This is a genomic window from Nocardia sp. NPDC059229 (genome assembly GCF_042754165.1).
Lineage (GTDB): Bacteria > Actinomycetota > Actinomycetes > Mycobacteriales > Mycobacteriaceae > Nocardia.
On record NZ_JBHZAK010000001.1, the window covers coordinates 876,987 to 890,974 of the forward strand.

At 68.1% G+C, this 13,988-nt stretch carries 12 protein-coding genes and 2 pseudogenes; 3 read left to right on the forward strand and 11 right to left on the reverse strand.

Annotation, left to right across the window (positions count from 1 at the left end; translation table 11 throughout):
• Positions 1–86 precede the first annotated feature (86 nt).
• From ACFXHE_RS04095 to ACFXHE_RS04105, 3 genes and pseudogenes are all read left to right on the forward strand, one after another.
• Positions 87–1,337, forward strand: a complete 1,251-nt coding sequence (locus tag ACFXHE_RS04095) for a fatty acid desaturase family protein (RefSeq protein ID WP_379379568.1) — start codon at positions 87–89, stop codon at positions 1,335–1,337.
• A gap of 107 nt (positions 1,338–1,444) precedes the next feature.
• Positions 1,445–2,113 carry a 5,6-dimethylbenzimidazole synthase gene (gene bluB / locus ACFXHE_RS04100; protein WP_364607495.1) on the forward strand — a complete coding sequence of 223 codons (669 nt, stop codon included), beginning with the start codon at positions 1,445–1,447 and terminating at the stop codon, positions 2,111–2,113.
• Positions 2,114–2,182: 69 nt separating this feature from the next.
• Positions 2,183–2,503, forward strand: a pseudogene (locus tag ACFXHE_RS04105) (YceI family protein); the annotation flags it as partial.
• Positions 2,504–2,725: 222 nt separating this feature from the next.
• Here the strand turns inward: ACFXHE_RS04105 and ACFXHE_RS04110 are convergent.
• The 11 genes and pseudogenes from ACFXHE_RS04110 to ACFXHE_RS04160 form a co-directional block, all read right to left on the reverse strand.
• Entirely contained in the window at positions 2,726–3,490 is a 765-nt protein-coding gene (locus tag ACFXHE_RS04110; RefSeq protein ID WP_379379570.1) for a type 1 glutamine amidotransferase domain-containing protein, read from the reverse strand.
• A gap of 63 nt (positions 3,491–3,553) precedes the next feature.
• Positions 3,554–3,871, reverse strand: coding sequence for a YciI family protein (locus ACFXHE_RS04115; protein WP_379379572.1), 318 nt, complete (start codon positions 3,869–3,871; stop codon positions 3,554–3,556).
• Positions 3,850–4,572, reverse strand: a complete 723-nt coding sequence (locus ACFXHE_RS04120) for a hypothetical protein (RefSeq protein ID WP_379379574.1) — start codon at positions 4,570–4,572, stop codon at positions 3,850–3,852. Before ACFXHE_RS04120 ends, ACFXHE_RS04115 begins: the two co-directional genes overlap by 22 nt.
• Before the next feature lie 287 nt (positions 4,573–4,859).
• Positions 4,860–5,312 (reverse strand): hypothetical protein, encoded by a 453-nt coding sequence (locus ACFXHE_RS04125; RefSeq protein WP_379379576.1) that lies wholly within the window; start codon positions 5,310–5,312, stop codon positions 4,860–4,862.
• A gap of 380 nt (positions 5,313–5,692) precedes the next feature.
• Positions 5,693–6,985: an acetyl-CoA C-acyltransferase gene (locus ACFXHE_RS04130; RefSeq protein WP_379379578.1), complete on the reverse strand. Its 1,293-nt coding sequence runs from the start codon at positions 6,983–6,985 to the stop codon at positions 5,693–5,695.
• Positions 6,986–7,097: 112 nt separating this feature from the next.
• On the reverse strand, positions 7,098–7,814 hold the full coding sequence (gene hpf / locus ACFXHE_RS04135) for a ribosome hibernation-promoting factor, HPF/YfiA family (protein WP_379379580.1): 717 nt from the start codon (positions 7,812–7,814) through the stop codon (positions 7,098–7,100).
• 183 nt (positions 7,815–7,997) lie between these two features.
• The gene (locus ACFXHE_RS04140; protein WP_379379581.1) at positions 7,998–8,642 is read right to left on the reverse strand and encodes a ComF family protein; all 645 of its coding nucleotides are present in this window, start codon (positions 8,640–8,642) and stop codon (positions 7,998–8,000) included.
• A 16-nt stretch (positions 8,643–8,658) separates the two neighbouring features.
• Positions 8,659–10,458: an MtrAB system accessory lipoprotein LpqB gene (gene lpqB, locus ACFXHE_RS04145; RefSeq protein WP_379379583.1), complete on the reverse strand. Its 1,800-nt coding sequence runs from the start codon at positions 10,456–10,458 to the stop codon at positions 8,659–8,661.
• Between the two features lie 410 nt (positions 10,459–10,868).
• A pseudogene (mtrB, locus tag ACFXHE_RS04150) lies at positions 10,869–12,527 on the reverse strand (MtrAB system histidine kinase MtrB); the annotation flags it as partial.
• Entirely contained in the window at positions 12,524–13,201 is a 678-nt protein-coding gene (mtrA, locus tag ACFXHE_RS04155; RefSeq protein WP_033090495.1) for an MtrAB system response regulator MtrA, read from the reverse strand. The pseudogene mtrB and the gene mtrA, both read right to left, overlap by 4 nt.
• Before the next feature lie 78 nt (positions 13,202–13,279).
• The gene (locus ACFXHE_RS04160; protein WP_379379585.1) at positions 13,280–13,927 is read right to left on the reverse strand and encodes a dTMP kinase; all 648 of its coding nucleotides are present in this window, start codon (positions 13,925–13,927) and stop codon (positions 13,280–13,282) included.
• Between the last annotated feature and the right edge of the window lie 61 nt (positions 13,928–13,988).

A 13,988-nucleotide genomic window follows, 5' to 3' on the forward strand; every position in this document is an offset into this window, starting at 1 on the left:
GTCACGAAAACAATGCGGTATTCGACACGTTAGAGATTCGATCTTCGCCAACCTACGGGACCGTAACCTACGGTAGTGTAACCGCCATGGCGATCTCGGATGTCAAGGAATACGCGCACCTCACCCCGGAGGACGTCGAAGCGATCGGGGCGGAGCTAGACGCCATCCGCCGTGAGGTCGAATCGTCCCTGGGCGAGAAGGATGCCCGTTACATCCGCAATGTGATCCGTCTCCAGCGCGGCCTCGAAATCAGTGGCCGCGCAGTGCTTTTCGCGAGTCTCTTCCCGCCTGCGTGGCTGGCCGGCGTGGCCCTGCTGGGTACCGCCAAGATCATCGAGAACATGGAGATCGGCCACAATGTGATGCACGGGCAGTGGGACTGGATGAACGATCCGGAAATCCACTCCACCAAATGGGAATGGGACAACGCGGGCCCGTCCGAACACTGGAAGATCACCCACAACTTCCTGCACCACAAGTACACCAATGTGCTGGGCATGGATGACGACATCGGCTACGGCCTGCTGCGCGTCACCCGCGATCAGCGCTGGTCGCCGTTCTATCTCGGACAGCCGGTCTACAACCTGCTGCTGCAGATGTTCTTCGAATACGGTGTCGCCATCCAGCATTTGGAGCTGGGCAAGGTCGCCAAGAAGAAGTGGGCCCCGGGTTCGCCCGAGCGCGTCCAGTTCGAGGAGGACCGCAGGACCGTTCTCGAGAAGATCGGCAAGCAGGCCGCCAAGGACTACCTGATCTTCCCGCTGCTCACCGGCCCCGCCTTCCTGGGCACGCTGACCGCCAATCTGGCCGCGAACATCGTCCGCAATGTGTGGACCAATGCGGTCATCTTCTGCGGCCACTTCCCCGACGGCGCCGAGAAGTTCACCAGGTTCGACTGCGACAACGAGACGCAGGGCGAGTGGTACCTGCGCCAGATGCTGGGTTCGGCCAACATCTCCGGTGGCCCGCTCATGCACTTCATGACCGGCAACCTCTCGCACCAGATCGAGCACCACCTGTACCCGGACATTCCGTCCAACCACCTGTCGACCATCGCGGTGCGGGTGCGGGCGCTGTGCGAGAAGTACGACCTGCCCTACACCACCGGTTCGCTGCCGGTGCAGTACGCCAAGTCGTGGCGCACCATCATGAAGCTGTCGCTGCCCAACAAGTACCTGCGCCGCTCCACCGACGACGCTCCGGAAACCAAGTCGGAGAAGATCTTCGGCGGCGAGTCCAGCATCGACCCGATGACCGGACGCCGCCGCGGCCTGCGCACCGCGCTGCGGGAGGGCCGGCGCAAGCTGTCCCGGCGCGAACCGGCCCTGGTCGGCTGAGCCACCCGGCATCCCGAAACGCCCCCCGCCGAGTTTCCGGCGGGGGGCGTTTTCGCGGGAATGGGCCGATGACCCCCGTCCGCCTCCGGCCTGGTTCACTGGACGCCGTGTGTTCCGAAGGTCCTGTCAGCGCCACCGAATGTCTGAGCGTCTACGACGCCATCAAACTGCGTCGCGATGTCCGCGCAGAATTCACCGGCGAGGTGGTCGACGACACCACGCTGCTCCGGATTCTCGAGGCGGCGCATCGGGCGCCCAGCGTCGGCAATTCGATGCCGTGGGATTTCGTGGTACTGCGAGATCCGGCCACACTGACGAAGTTCGCCGACCATGTGGCCGAGAAGCGGCAGCAGTTCCACGACTCGCTGCCGTCCGATCGCGCCGAGACCTTCAATCCGATCAAGATCGAAGGAATTGTGGAGAGCGGCACCGGCATCGTGGTGACCCACAATCAGGCGCGCGGCGGCACACACGTGCTTGGTCGCGCGACCGTGCCGGAGACCGGCATCTACTCCACCATCCTGGCCATCCAGAACCTGTGGCTGGCCGCCACCGCCGAGGGCGTGGGCGTGGGCTGGGTGAGCTTCTACGACGAGCCGTTCCTCACCGATCTGCTCTCGCTGCCGCCGGGCGTGAAACCGGTCGCTTGGCTCTGTGTCGGCCCGGTCGACGAGTTCCAGCAGGTCCCGGACCTCGAGCGCTTCGGCTGGCGCCATCGGCGGCCCCTCGAATCGGCCGTGCACTGGGAACGATTCACGCCACGCACGGACGATTAGCCACGGACCGGCAGTCCCTGGACCAAACCGGTCTGGTTACGCCCCCGCGACCGGACGACAGTCGTGGCCATGACGACTTCGACCGGCATCGCCCTCACCCCCGGCCTCTGGACCCTGTACGCCGCGAACTCCACCGTCGGCTTCTCGCTGCGCAGCTTCGGACTGCTGCGCGTGCGCGGTGAATTCCGGCGCTTCGACACCGGATTCGTGGTGGACGACGCCGGGACGGCGGCCATCGAGGCCACCATCCACCTGGATTCCTTCCACACCGGCAATGCCAAACGCGACGACCACGTCCGCCACGCCGACTTCCTGGATGTGGAGCGCCGGCCGACCATGACCTTCCGGACGCCCCGCCCGATCCGGATCGGCGAATCCTTCGACGTGAACGGCGAGGTCACCTTCGGCGAGCTGACGCGGCCGCTGCCCCTGACCGTGTCCTGGAACGGACTGCGGCCGCATCCCGTGACCCGGCCGCCCGTCCATCGGCTTCACCGCCACCGGCAGCCTGGACCGCGGCGACTTCGGTGTCGGCCCGTCCTTCGGCGGCATGATCGGCCGCATCCTCACCGTCGACCTCGGCATCCAGTTGAACGCACCGGCCTGATCCGTTCAGATCCCCAGCGACTCGATCACCATCTGAGCGACTTTCGCGCCGGAGTACTGCTGTTGGCCGGTGATGAGGTTGCCGTCACGGACGGCGAAGGCGCGAAACAGGCCACCGGTGACGTAGTTGGCGCCCAGCGCAACGGCCTCGTCCTGGATTCGGAACGGCATCACGGTACGACCCAGGGCTTGATCCGAGAAGTCCTCCTCGACATTGGCGAAGCCGGTCATGGTCTTGCCCGTGATGAGCGGCGTGCCGTCGTCGGCGACAACGTCCAGCAGCGCGCAGGTACCGTGACACAGCACCGCAGTAGGTTTCTCGGCGGCGTGGAATGCCCCGATCGTGGTTGCCAGATCCTTGCGGCCCCGGAAGGTGAACATCGGCGACTGACCGCCACAAACCACGATGGCGTCGAAGTCGTCGTGGTCCAGATCAGCCAACATGGCGGTATCGTCCAGCAGGGCAGCCAATTCGGGGGTGTTGACGAAGCCCATGGTGATCAGATCGTCTGCCGACCACTTGCTCTCGTCGCGCGGGTCGGACATGGCGTCCATCTCGACTCGCCCGCCGTCGGGGCTGGCTATGGTGATCTCATAACGGGCTCTGGTGAATTCGTAATAGGGATGTGTGAGCTCGGCGGCCCAGAAGCCCACCGGAATGTTCAGCGTCGTCGAGGTCGCCGGGCTGGCGACCACCATCAGCACTCGTGGGCGCTGGGCGCGGGTGACATCGATGATCTCGTGATGCTCGGTCGTCTGTGCGATGGCCATTGTCGGTCCTCAGGTGGTAGGGAAGGACTTCCGACTGCGCACGCCATCCTGCTGGCGCGACGATCAGGTGACGGGTTCGCTCTCGGTGCGGGGGTTGAGGTAGCCGAGCTGGATCGGCCGCAGATCGCCGCGCATGAAGCCTCCGCTGGTGACAGGCTCATCGGCGATGATGCGGCGCGCGGCGGACTCGTCGTCGGCGGTGAAGATCCCGACGCCCGTATTGACTGTGCCAAGGGTAGGCCCGGCCACCAGCAGCACACCGGCGGTGTCCAGGCGCGCCAGCCATTCCCTATGCGCCGCGAATGCCGATCTTTCGTCTGCGGTCATGGTGGCGATGAAATTGTCGCGGGGCGGATGCATCAAAAAGATCCACTCGGCCATTTGCCGAGTATACGTTCGCGGTGATAGTTGCCAGGTCGTTGCTTGCGCCGCAGATCCGACAACCCCAGACCCGCCCCGGCCAGCAGCACGAGCGTGTCCAACGGCAGCCGCAGCTGCCAGAACGTGTCCGCGAACCCATCCGGGTCGGCGGCCGCCGCACCGCGCAGCCCCGCGAGCCCGATCCAGGCCAGAGCCGAAGCGGCGAACCAGAATTGGCCGCGGGTGACCGGGCGCGCCAGCGCCACCGTGATCAGCGGAGCGACGTTCACCGCGATCAGCAGGACCGACAGCACGATCCCGTAGACCGTTGCGGGACCGCTCAATCGACCGGTGTATCCGCGGCGCGCGCCCGCGTGCTCGGCGATCGCGTGGACGACGACGAGCGCGAGACCCCCGGCGACCGCGATCACCAGCGCCGCCCGGTGCAACCACTCGTTGTCCCACACCCGCGCGACGTGCGCGCACAGCAGGCAGACCGCCACCAGCAGCACCACATCCGAGACGAGGCCCGCCAGACCACGGGTGACGAAGACGGAATCGACGCCGTCACGCCACTGCGGTTCTATGAAGATCGCGCCGATCGCCAGCAGCGACAGCACCACGGTGATGGGGCGGGTCCGCGGCGCGTCACACCACAGGGCGAGCCGGGCCAGCGCCACGGCGGCGGTGATCGCGAGGGCGATCGCGAAGACACTCTCCATCCGCTCCTCCAGCGGCCGCGCGCGATTCGTCCAGCCACGCCCGAGCCGTTCGCATCGTGTTGCCTTGGATTGGTATTCGTATCGCTGCTCGGCGCAGGGACCGGCCGCCGGGCCGCCTTCGGCACGGCGGGCTACACATCCGGCGGGTCGGAAATCGGGCCGCGATCAAACCGTCGATCGGACTCACACCATAGGTGCGGCTGACGGCGATGACCCGTTTCCGCGATCGGCGAGTCGCTGCTCGGATGACGGGATACCCGCGCACACCGCCACGGTCCGTCCAGGTGTCAGCGCAGCGCCTCGGCCGGGCGATGGCCGATGACCGCGACGTCGTCGAGGGTCACCACCGGATCCCCGGAGTCGCGCTTGCCGGTGATCGTGATGGTCCCGGTGAACACATCGCCCTGCACCACAGTGCGGCCCGCCGGTGCGGCGAGGTCCACCCGGGCGCCGTCGATGGTGTAGTAGTCGGTCGGCCCGCCGCTCACGAACGCCAGAGTCCACACCGCCGCATCCGAATACACCAGCCCGTACACGGGATACCGCTCCCCCGCGTGCTGTTCGGCATTGCGCAGCCGCAGATACAGATCGTGGTCCGCCACCGGTTGCCCGCCCTCGGACCCGGTCACCGGAAGTGGCAGCGCCCCAGCGCTTCCTGTGCCGACCGCAGCGCTGCCCACGCCACAGCCGCCCGCGGCGACCACGAGTGCCGCGGCGCCGACCATCGTCCTCGCGACCATGACCTACCTCCGCTCATCTCGGTCACCCCGGGAATACCCAATCGACATCACCTCACCACCGACCATTTCCGCGCAGCACGCGAAAGACCCCGGCCCGCATCCGCGAGCCGGGGTCTCACCTGCACGAAGTCGTGTTCGCGCCGATCGTCACCGCTGCGGCGCATTCGGGTAACCGCCGCCGGCACCGATGGCCCCGCCCACACCCGCGCCGACCAGCGCACTGCCCCGGAAATCTCCACCCGCGCGGTTCAGGGCGTCGATCGGAATGCCGGTCAACCGGTCGCGGGGCCGCGTCCCTGCCGATGCCGATCGAGCCGGTTCGAATCCTCCTGCCCGTCGGGAGCCGGCCTCCGAAAACCGTTGGCACAGAGGCGTGCCGGCTAGACCCGCTCCAGCACCGCCGAGGCCCCGATGCCGCCGGCGGCGCAGATGCCGAGCAGGGCGGTGGACTTGCCGGTCACAGCGAGTTCATTGGCCATGGTGGTGACCATGCGCGCGCCGGTCGCGCCGAAGGGGTGGCCGAGGGAGACCGAGCCGCCGTGCACATTGAGCTTGGCCGGATCGATCGCGCCCACCGCGGCGTCGCGGTCGAGGCGGGTCTTGGCCCATTCGTGGCTGGCCAGCGCCGAGACCACGGACAGGGTCTGGGCGGCGAAGGCCTCGTGGATATCGACGAAATCGATGTCCGCGAGCGACATTCCGGCCCGGTCGAGGGCTCGCGGCATGGAGACGGCCGGGCCGATCAGCACCTGGTCGCGCGGGTCGACGCTGACGAAGCTCCAGGAGCGGAAGGCGGCGAGGGGCTCGTAGCCGAGCGCGCGCGCCTTCTCCTCGCTCATCAGCAGCACCGCCGAGGCACCGTCGGTGAGCGGGCTGGAATTGCCGGCGGTGACGGTGCCGTTCTCGGCGAAAACCGGTGCCAGCTTGGAGAGTTTGGCCAGGCTGGTGTCCGGCCGCACCAGTCCGTCCCGCGACACCGCGGTCCCGTCGGGCGTGTGGACCCGCACCACCTCGCGGTCGAAGCGGCCGGAGGCGATGGCCGCGGCGGCCCGGTGATGCGAGGTGGCGGCGAAGTGGTCCTGTGCGCCGCGCGAAATGCCGTGGATGCGCGCCATTTTCTCGGCCGACTCGCCCATGACCTCACCGGTGGTGCGCTCGGCGATCTGGGGCCGGCGCGGCATCAGGTCGAAGAACGGGGCCAATTGGATTGCGGCGGTGAGATAGTCCTTGGCCTTCGGCTTGCCCAGCGCCAGCGGTGCGGCGGCGTGCACCAGCTTCTGCGGCAGCTTGATCTCGGCATTGCTGGTGGAGTCGCTGCCGCCGGCGACCATGATGTCGTACTCACCGCGTTCGATGGCGGCCGCCGCGGACACCACCGCCTGCAGCCCGGACGCGCAGGCGCGCGTCACGGTGTAGCCCTCGCAGCCCGCGTCCAGTTCCAGATCGAGCGCGATCTCCCGCGCGATGTTCGGTGCGCCGCTGGGCAGGATCACCCCACCCCACACGATGGCCTGGACGTCCTGCTTGGCCAGCCCGGTCCGTTCCAGCAGCCCGCGCACAGCGGTATCGGCGAGGTCGATGGAGTCCATTCGCGTGAATTCGCTGAATGACCGCACGAACGGGGTCCGAGCCCCGGCGACGATGACAGCACGGCGAGCGCCCTTGGTAGCCATGGCACAGTTTTAACTGATACACGCCGTAACAGCAAGAGGCCCCCCGAGACAACAGGCGACCGGGGTCCTGTTCGTGACCCCGGTCGAAAGGTGGATGTTCCTCAGCCGCTGGTTACGCGAGCCTGATGAGCCCGTAGTCGAAGGCGTGGCGGCGGTAGACGACCGACGGTCGGTCGGTCTCCTTGTCCTGGAACAGGAAGAAATCGTGGCCTACCAGCTCCATCTGGTAGAGGGCGTCGTCAACCGTCATGGGGATCGCGGAGTGCTGCTTGGTGCGCACCACATGGCCGGGGCCGGCGGCTTCGTCCATCTCGTCGGCCGCGTGATCGTGCGCGATGGATCCATTGGCGGAGAACAGGGATTCGTCGATGAGATCGGCGGTCGCCTCCGACACCGAGATCGGTGTCTTGTCCCCGTGGTGGACGCGACGGCGGTCCTTGAGCCGGCGCAGTCGGCTCTCCAGCTTCTCGACCGCGAACTCGAGGGCCGCGTAGAAGCTGTCCGCGCGCGCTTCGGCGCGGACGACCGGGCCCTTGCCGCGGGCGGTGATCTCTATTCGCTGGCAGTTCTTGCGTTGACGACGGTTGCGTTCGTGGGTGAGTTCCACGTCGAAGAGGTAGATGGTGGGGTCGAACCGCTCGAGCCGAGAGAGCTTGTCCGCCACGTGAATTCGGAAATGGTCGGGCACTCCGCCCTCACCGAGGGTCCTGCCCTTGACCACGACATCCGCGATGGTGGCCCGAGTGGATGAATCGTCTGAGATGACCTCGTCATCGAGCAGCACCGTGGTGTCTGCGTTCTTCGCTGAGAGTCGTGAAGTAGTCGTCACGCGTACCTCCCGGATCTGGCCGCACAAGCCGCTCGTGCGGCGGGATTGAAACGTGTGCCGATCGATGAACTCGCTCGGCACATATGTCCGAGGCGCCACCTCCAAACTTGCGGTTCGGGTGTCTGATCGCCAACCTAGTGCGCCAGCGACCCGTCCGCCAGTGTTCACGCAAATTTCGGAGAATCAAGCCGCGCAAGTAACCAGCACGGCACGAACCGTCACTCTCGCAGCAGCCAGCGCACGCACCGATTCCCGCACCGTGACGCCCGTGGTCAACACGTCATCGATCACTACTACCTCGGCATTTGCCGGAAACAGCGCACCCGGCGGGCGGGTGGTGGCTACTATGATCCGCCCGTGCAGATTGTGCTGGCGATCGCGGTGTCCCAGGCCCACCGAGTCGCGCACACCTGGCCGCATGCGCAACGGACGGACCAGTCGGCAACCGGGTAGCAAACTCGCCGCGACGTTCGCGGCACGCACCACCGGATCTCCCCCGCGCCGCCGGGCGGCGGACCCGCGACTGGGCGCCGGTATCAGCACCAGCGGGCGGGCGGTGTCCCGCAAATGATCCAGCCCCCTGGCCAATCCGGCGCCGAGCGGCCGCGCCAGGTCCCGGCGGCACTGCTCCTTGATCGCCAGCACGGCTCGCCGCGGCGCGCCCGCGTAGCCGGCCAGCGCCCAGCACGGCACCCCGGGATCGGCGCGCGGGCGGATCCGGATGGGCGGACCCGACAGCGCGGCGACGCAGTCCGCGCACCACCCCGTCCCGGCCCGCCCGCAACCGCCGCAGGCGCGCGGCAGGATCAGATCCAGCAGTTCCCCCATGCCCCTCAGTGTGCGCCTAGCCGGGCAGCACCGGAACCGCGTTGGCCCCCAGACCCGGAACTTCGCGCCAGTAGTCCTCGCGCCCTTCGGGATTGCGGGTCAGCTCCAGCACCGCGCGGGAGTCGGCCACGTACTCCTGGTCCGGCGAGGCGCTCAGCACGCGCACCGGCGGGGTGAGGTTCTGGGAGGTCTGGGCGCGGAACTCGGAGCCGTCCACCAGCACCCCGGCCACCGGGTCCACATTGCCGTCGCGACCCACCACGACCTTCTCGTCGCTGAGCCAGTCGATGGATACCGCGGGCGTGCTCAGTCCGATGGCCAGCGGCAACGGCGAGGACAGCGAGAACTTCCCGTTCGGCTGCGGCACCACCACCGCCACGTAAACCTTGCCGTTGGCGATGAGGGCCGCCCGCGCCCCGGACGGCGAGATGCGCAGCTCGGTGATGGGCGCGCGCGGCGAGGTCGAATTGGCCGCCGCCGCGGTCAGTTCCGCGATGTCGACGTCCTGCACCGAGACATTGCCGGTGGTGCGGTCGTGCACGGCCCGGATCACCCGGTCGCCGTCCACCACCGACCAGGCCGAGCTGCCGTCGGCGGGCCAGGTGGGCCGGGTGAAGGTGCCGCCGGTGGCGACCGGGAAGCCCTGGCCGTCATAGGTTCCGATGATCAGCGTGCGCTCGGGCTCGGGGTCCGGGCGGCCGGACTTGGCGACGGCGGCGACCAGCTGCCCGTCCGGCGACAGTCCCACCGACTGCAGGGTGTGGGTGGCGCCGAAGAAGCCCGGGGCAGCGGTGATTCCGCTGTCGGTGATCGCCACCAGCGACCCATCGCGCACGGCGTGCATGCCGGCCCGGTTGCGGGCGATGGTGTCGGGGCTGCGGGCATCCACGTCGCCGCGTTGCCAGCCGCCGGCGTACCTGTCGTCGAGCGGCTTGCCGTCGGCGTTGAGCAGGTAGGGGCCGAGCACGTCGGCGCCGGAGAGGGTGAGCACGATCTGGGCGGCCATCACGTCGCGGGTGGGCGGGTCGAGGGCGGTGGCGCCGGAGAAGTCGACGCTCAGCCCGCCGCCGCCGACGCCGACATTGTCGACATCGCCATTGGCCCTGGTGATCGGCCCGCGCAGGGTGACCGGCGCGCCCATGGGGTTGCGCACGGCGGGCGCGAGCGCGGACTGGGGTCCCTGGGCGAGCAGGCCGAGCAGCCGCTGCGCCAGCTGGTCCTTGCGGGCGGAGATCCAGCGCAGGTCGGGCACCATGGCCTGCCCGGGCAGGTTCGGGAAGAACAGCGAATACCGGTGGTAGGACTTGGCGAAGGCGGCCTGTTCGACGATCACGCCGGGCGGCAGATCCTTGATCCGCCACTCGCCGTCGATCTTCTCCATGTCGACCTTGGTCTCCAGGGTCCCGTCACCGGGCCGGTAGGAGCCGTCGGACGCCAGCTCGCCGATCTTGCGCGCCCGGATCACGTAGGTGGCGGAGTCGCCGTTGCGGGACTCCCGCAGCGTATTGGGCTGCGAGTCCACGATGCTGGTGGACGCCGCGTCGTCCCACTGCGCATTCGCCGCGGGCGAGAGGAACTGCCGGGCCGCCTGATGCCGGTCGGACGGATCGGCCGTGGCGGCCATGAAGTCCAGCAGCAGCTGTTCGGGTTCCCGCCCGGCGACGGGCGGCAGCGGCGAGGCGCTGGTGGGCTGGTGGTCCAGGCTGCCCAGCGCCTGCGGTGCCGAGGAGTCCGGCAGGCTCGCGCACGCGCTGACACTGAGCAGGCAGCCGAGCACCACCAGGGCCCGGCGCAGGCCCGCGGACGGCCTCCTCATGTTTGGCCGTCCCCCTGGGCGGCCGGCACCGAGCCGCCGGAGTTGTCACGGCCGGAACCGGTTCCGCCGGAACCGGTGGAATCATTGTCGGCGGCATGGTTTTCCCCGTTGGCGGAGGCCTCGTCGGCGGCGCCGTTCTCGGACCCAGCGGCGGTGCCGTTCTCGGACCCAGCGGCGGTGCCGTTCTCGGACCCAGCGGCAGTGCCGTTCTCGGGCCCGGCGGTGGTTCCGTCACCAGTCCCGGTGGTGGAGGGGAATTCCGGGGCGATGGCCTCGAATCCCGGTTCCTCGTCCCCGGTTTCCCCGGTCGGCGCTTCGGGGCCGGGTTCTGCCCCGACGTCGTCCGGGCCCGTGGTGCCCGGTTCCACTGCGCCGGGCGCGGATTCGAGCACCTCCGCGACGGAGGTGATGGCCGCCGGGCCGGCGTCCGAGCCCGCGATGTCCAGGGCCAGCTGCTCGGGCGAGACCGCGCCGCGAATCTTGGGCGGCTCCAACGAGAGTGGGCTGGTGCCGAGCTTGCGGCCGCGGACCAGTGGCAGGGTGAGCCGGAAGCTCGCGCCCACACCGATCTCGCCCCACGCCTCGAGCTTGCCCTCGTGCAGGTTGGCATCCTCGACGCTGATGGAGAGGCCGAGGCCGGTGCCGCCGGAGCGGCGCATGCGTGAGGGGTCCGAGCGCCAGAAGCGATTGAACACCAGCTTCTCCTCGCCCGGCCGCAGGCCCACGCCCTGGTCGCGCACCACGATGGCGACGGCATTGGCGTCCACGTCGCCGCGCATGCGCATGAGCACTGGCTTGCCCTCGCTGTGGTCGATGGCATTGGCGAGCAGGTTGCGCAGCACGCGTTCGACGCGGCGCGGATCCACCTCGGCCACCAGCGGTTCCTCGGGCATGTCCACCACGAGTTCGACGCCGGACTCCTTGGCCAGGTGCCGCACCGTGGAGACCGCGGCCCGCGCGCACATGCGCACGTCCAGCGATTCCACCTGCAGCTCGGCCACACCCGCGTCGTGGCGGCTGATCTCGAGCAGGTCGTTGAGCAGTCCCTCGAAGCGGTCGAGTTCGTTGACGAGCAGTTCGGCCGAGCGCGCCAGCGCCGGGTCCAGGTCGTCGCTGGATCCGTGGATGAGGTCGGCCGCCATGCGCACCGTGGTCAATGGCGTGCGCAGTTCGTGGCTGACGTCGGAGGTGAAGCGGCGCTGCAGATTTCCGAACTCCTCGAGTTGGGTGATCTGGTTGGACAGGCTCTCGGCCATCTCGTTGAACGACATGGCGAGCCGCGCCATGTCGTCCTCACCGCGCACCAGCATGCGCTCCTTGAGCCGTCCGTCGGCGAACCGACTCGCGATCCGCGCCGCGGATCTGATGGGCAGCACCACCTGTCGCGTCACCAGCGCCGTGATGGCGGCCAGCAGCACGATGCCACCGATGAGCATGGTGCCGCGCATGAGCGACAGACTTCGTTGCTCATTGGTGAGCGGGAAGATCAGATAGATCTCCAGCGAGTCGATATCGGCCGAGGGGCTGCCGATGATCAGCGCCGAGCCCTTGTACCCGTCCGGGCTGGAGACCGTGGCGAACTGATAGGAGACCTGCCGCTGCTTGACGAATTGGCGTAGCTCGGCGGGGATCTCCTGGATGGCGCCCGAGGTGATCTCCTGCCCGCTGTCGCCCGTCATGGCCAGGGCCGCCTCGTAACTGCCTGCGGCGCCGCCGGTCTGGGTCCCGCCGGCGCTGCTGAACAGCGCGCGGCGGGCGTCGTCCAGGCGACTCTGCTGAGTACCCGAATCGTGCACACCGGTCAGTTGATTCTGAACGGTGTTGCGGGCGCGACCCATTTCCTCGACGGCCGCGTTGATCTTCGCGTCCAACAACCGGTCGGTGATCTGACTCGTGAGCACGACGCCCAGAATCGTGATGACGATCAGCGACAGGGTGAGCGTGGACACGACAACACGCAACTGCAGCGAACGCCGCCAGACATGGCCCAGTTGCTCGCCCAGATTGCGGAACCAGGCCACCGCTACCGCCAGCCACCGCTGAACGCGGTTTCTGGAGCCAGCGATCACGGCGGTCCGGCCTTGTAGCCCACACCTCGGACGGTCAGCACGATCTCGGGGTTCTCCGGATCCTTCTCCACCTTGGCGCGCAACCGCTGGACGTGCACGTTGACCAGGCGGGTGTCGGCGGCGTGCCGATAGCCCCAGACCTGTTCCAGCAGCACCTCACGGGTGAACACCTGGCGCGGCTTGCGGGCCAGCGCCACCAGCAGATCGAACTCCAGTGGAGTCAGCGAGATCTGCGCCCCGCCGCGAGTCACCTTGTGCGCGGGCACATCGATGACGATGTCGGCGATGGACAGCAGCTCCTGCGGCTCCTCCTCGGTGCGGCGCAGGCGGGCCCGCACCCGGGCCACGAGTTCCTTCGGCTTGAACGGCTTGACGATGTAGTCGTCCGCGCCACTTTCCAAACCCAGGACGACGTCGACCGTGTCGGTCTTCGCCGTCAGCATCACGATGGGCACTCCCGAATCGGCTCGCAGCACCCGGCACACGTCGATGCCGTTCATGCCGGGCAGCATGAGATCCAGCAACACGAGATCCGGACGCAGCTCCCGGACCGCGGTCAGCGCCTGCGTGCCGTCTCCGACGACGTGGGGGTCGAAACCCTCACCCCGCAAGACGATCGTGAGCATCTCCGCGAGAGCCATATCGTCGTCGACGACCAGAATCTTCGGCTTCATAACGTCTAGTTTGTCACCTCTCCGGCTCTGATTCGGCCGCCACGCCAACACTCGTGACCTGTCGGCGCACATCCAACCCTATCCAGCAATAATTTCCGCGAGGCGCGCAGCCAGTGTTGCCGGATCGTCACCGGTCCGATGCACCCACCACGGTCCGTGCCAGTTGATTTCGGCCAGCTCACGGTAGACAGTACCGGTGCGGCGCTGCAGTCCCCCGTCTTTCTCGTAAGCGTCCAAAGCCCGTGCGGCATCGGCTTCGCCGCGCAGGCGCGCGCGTTCCTCGGCCACATCGACCGGAACATCCAGCAGAATCTGGACATCCGGAGCGGGCAATCCGAAGCGCTCGAACTCCAATTGCTCGATCCAGGCCACGATTTCGCCGTGCGCGTCCTGTTCCAGGCGGGCCGCGGAGTACGCGGCATTGGAGGCGACATAGCGGTCCAGTAGCACGATGTCGTTGTCCGCCAGCAGTTTCGAGAGCTCGTCGCGCGCGTCGGCGCGGTCGAGCGCGAACAGCAGCGCCATGGCATTCACAGACCGAGCGGTATCTCCATGACCGCCGCGCAGCGCCTCGGCGGCGAGGTCGGCATGCACGGAGACGCCGTAGCGCGGGAAGGCCAGGGTGGCGACCCGCAGCCCGCGGGCGCGCAGGACGGTGACAACGACGTCGGTGAGCGTGCGTTTGCCCGCGCCGTCGAGCCCTTCCACCGGAACCAGTGCACCCATGCCGCGAGAGTACCGAATCGGCCGCGGTCCGCCCCGGCGGGATCCCGTTTGTTCGAAAGAC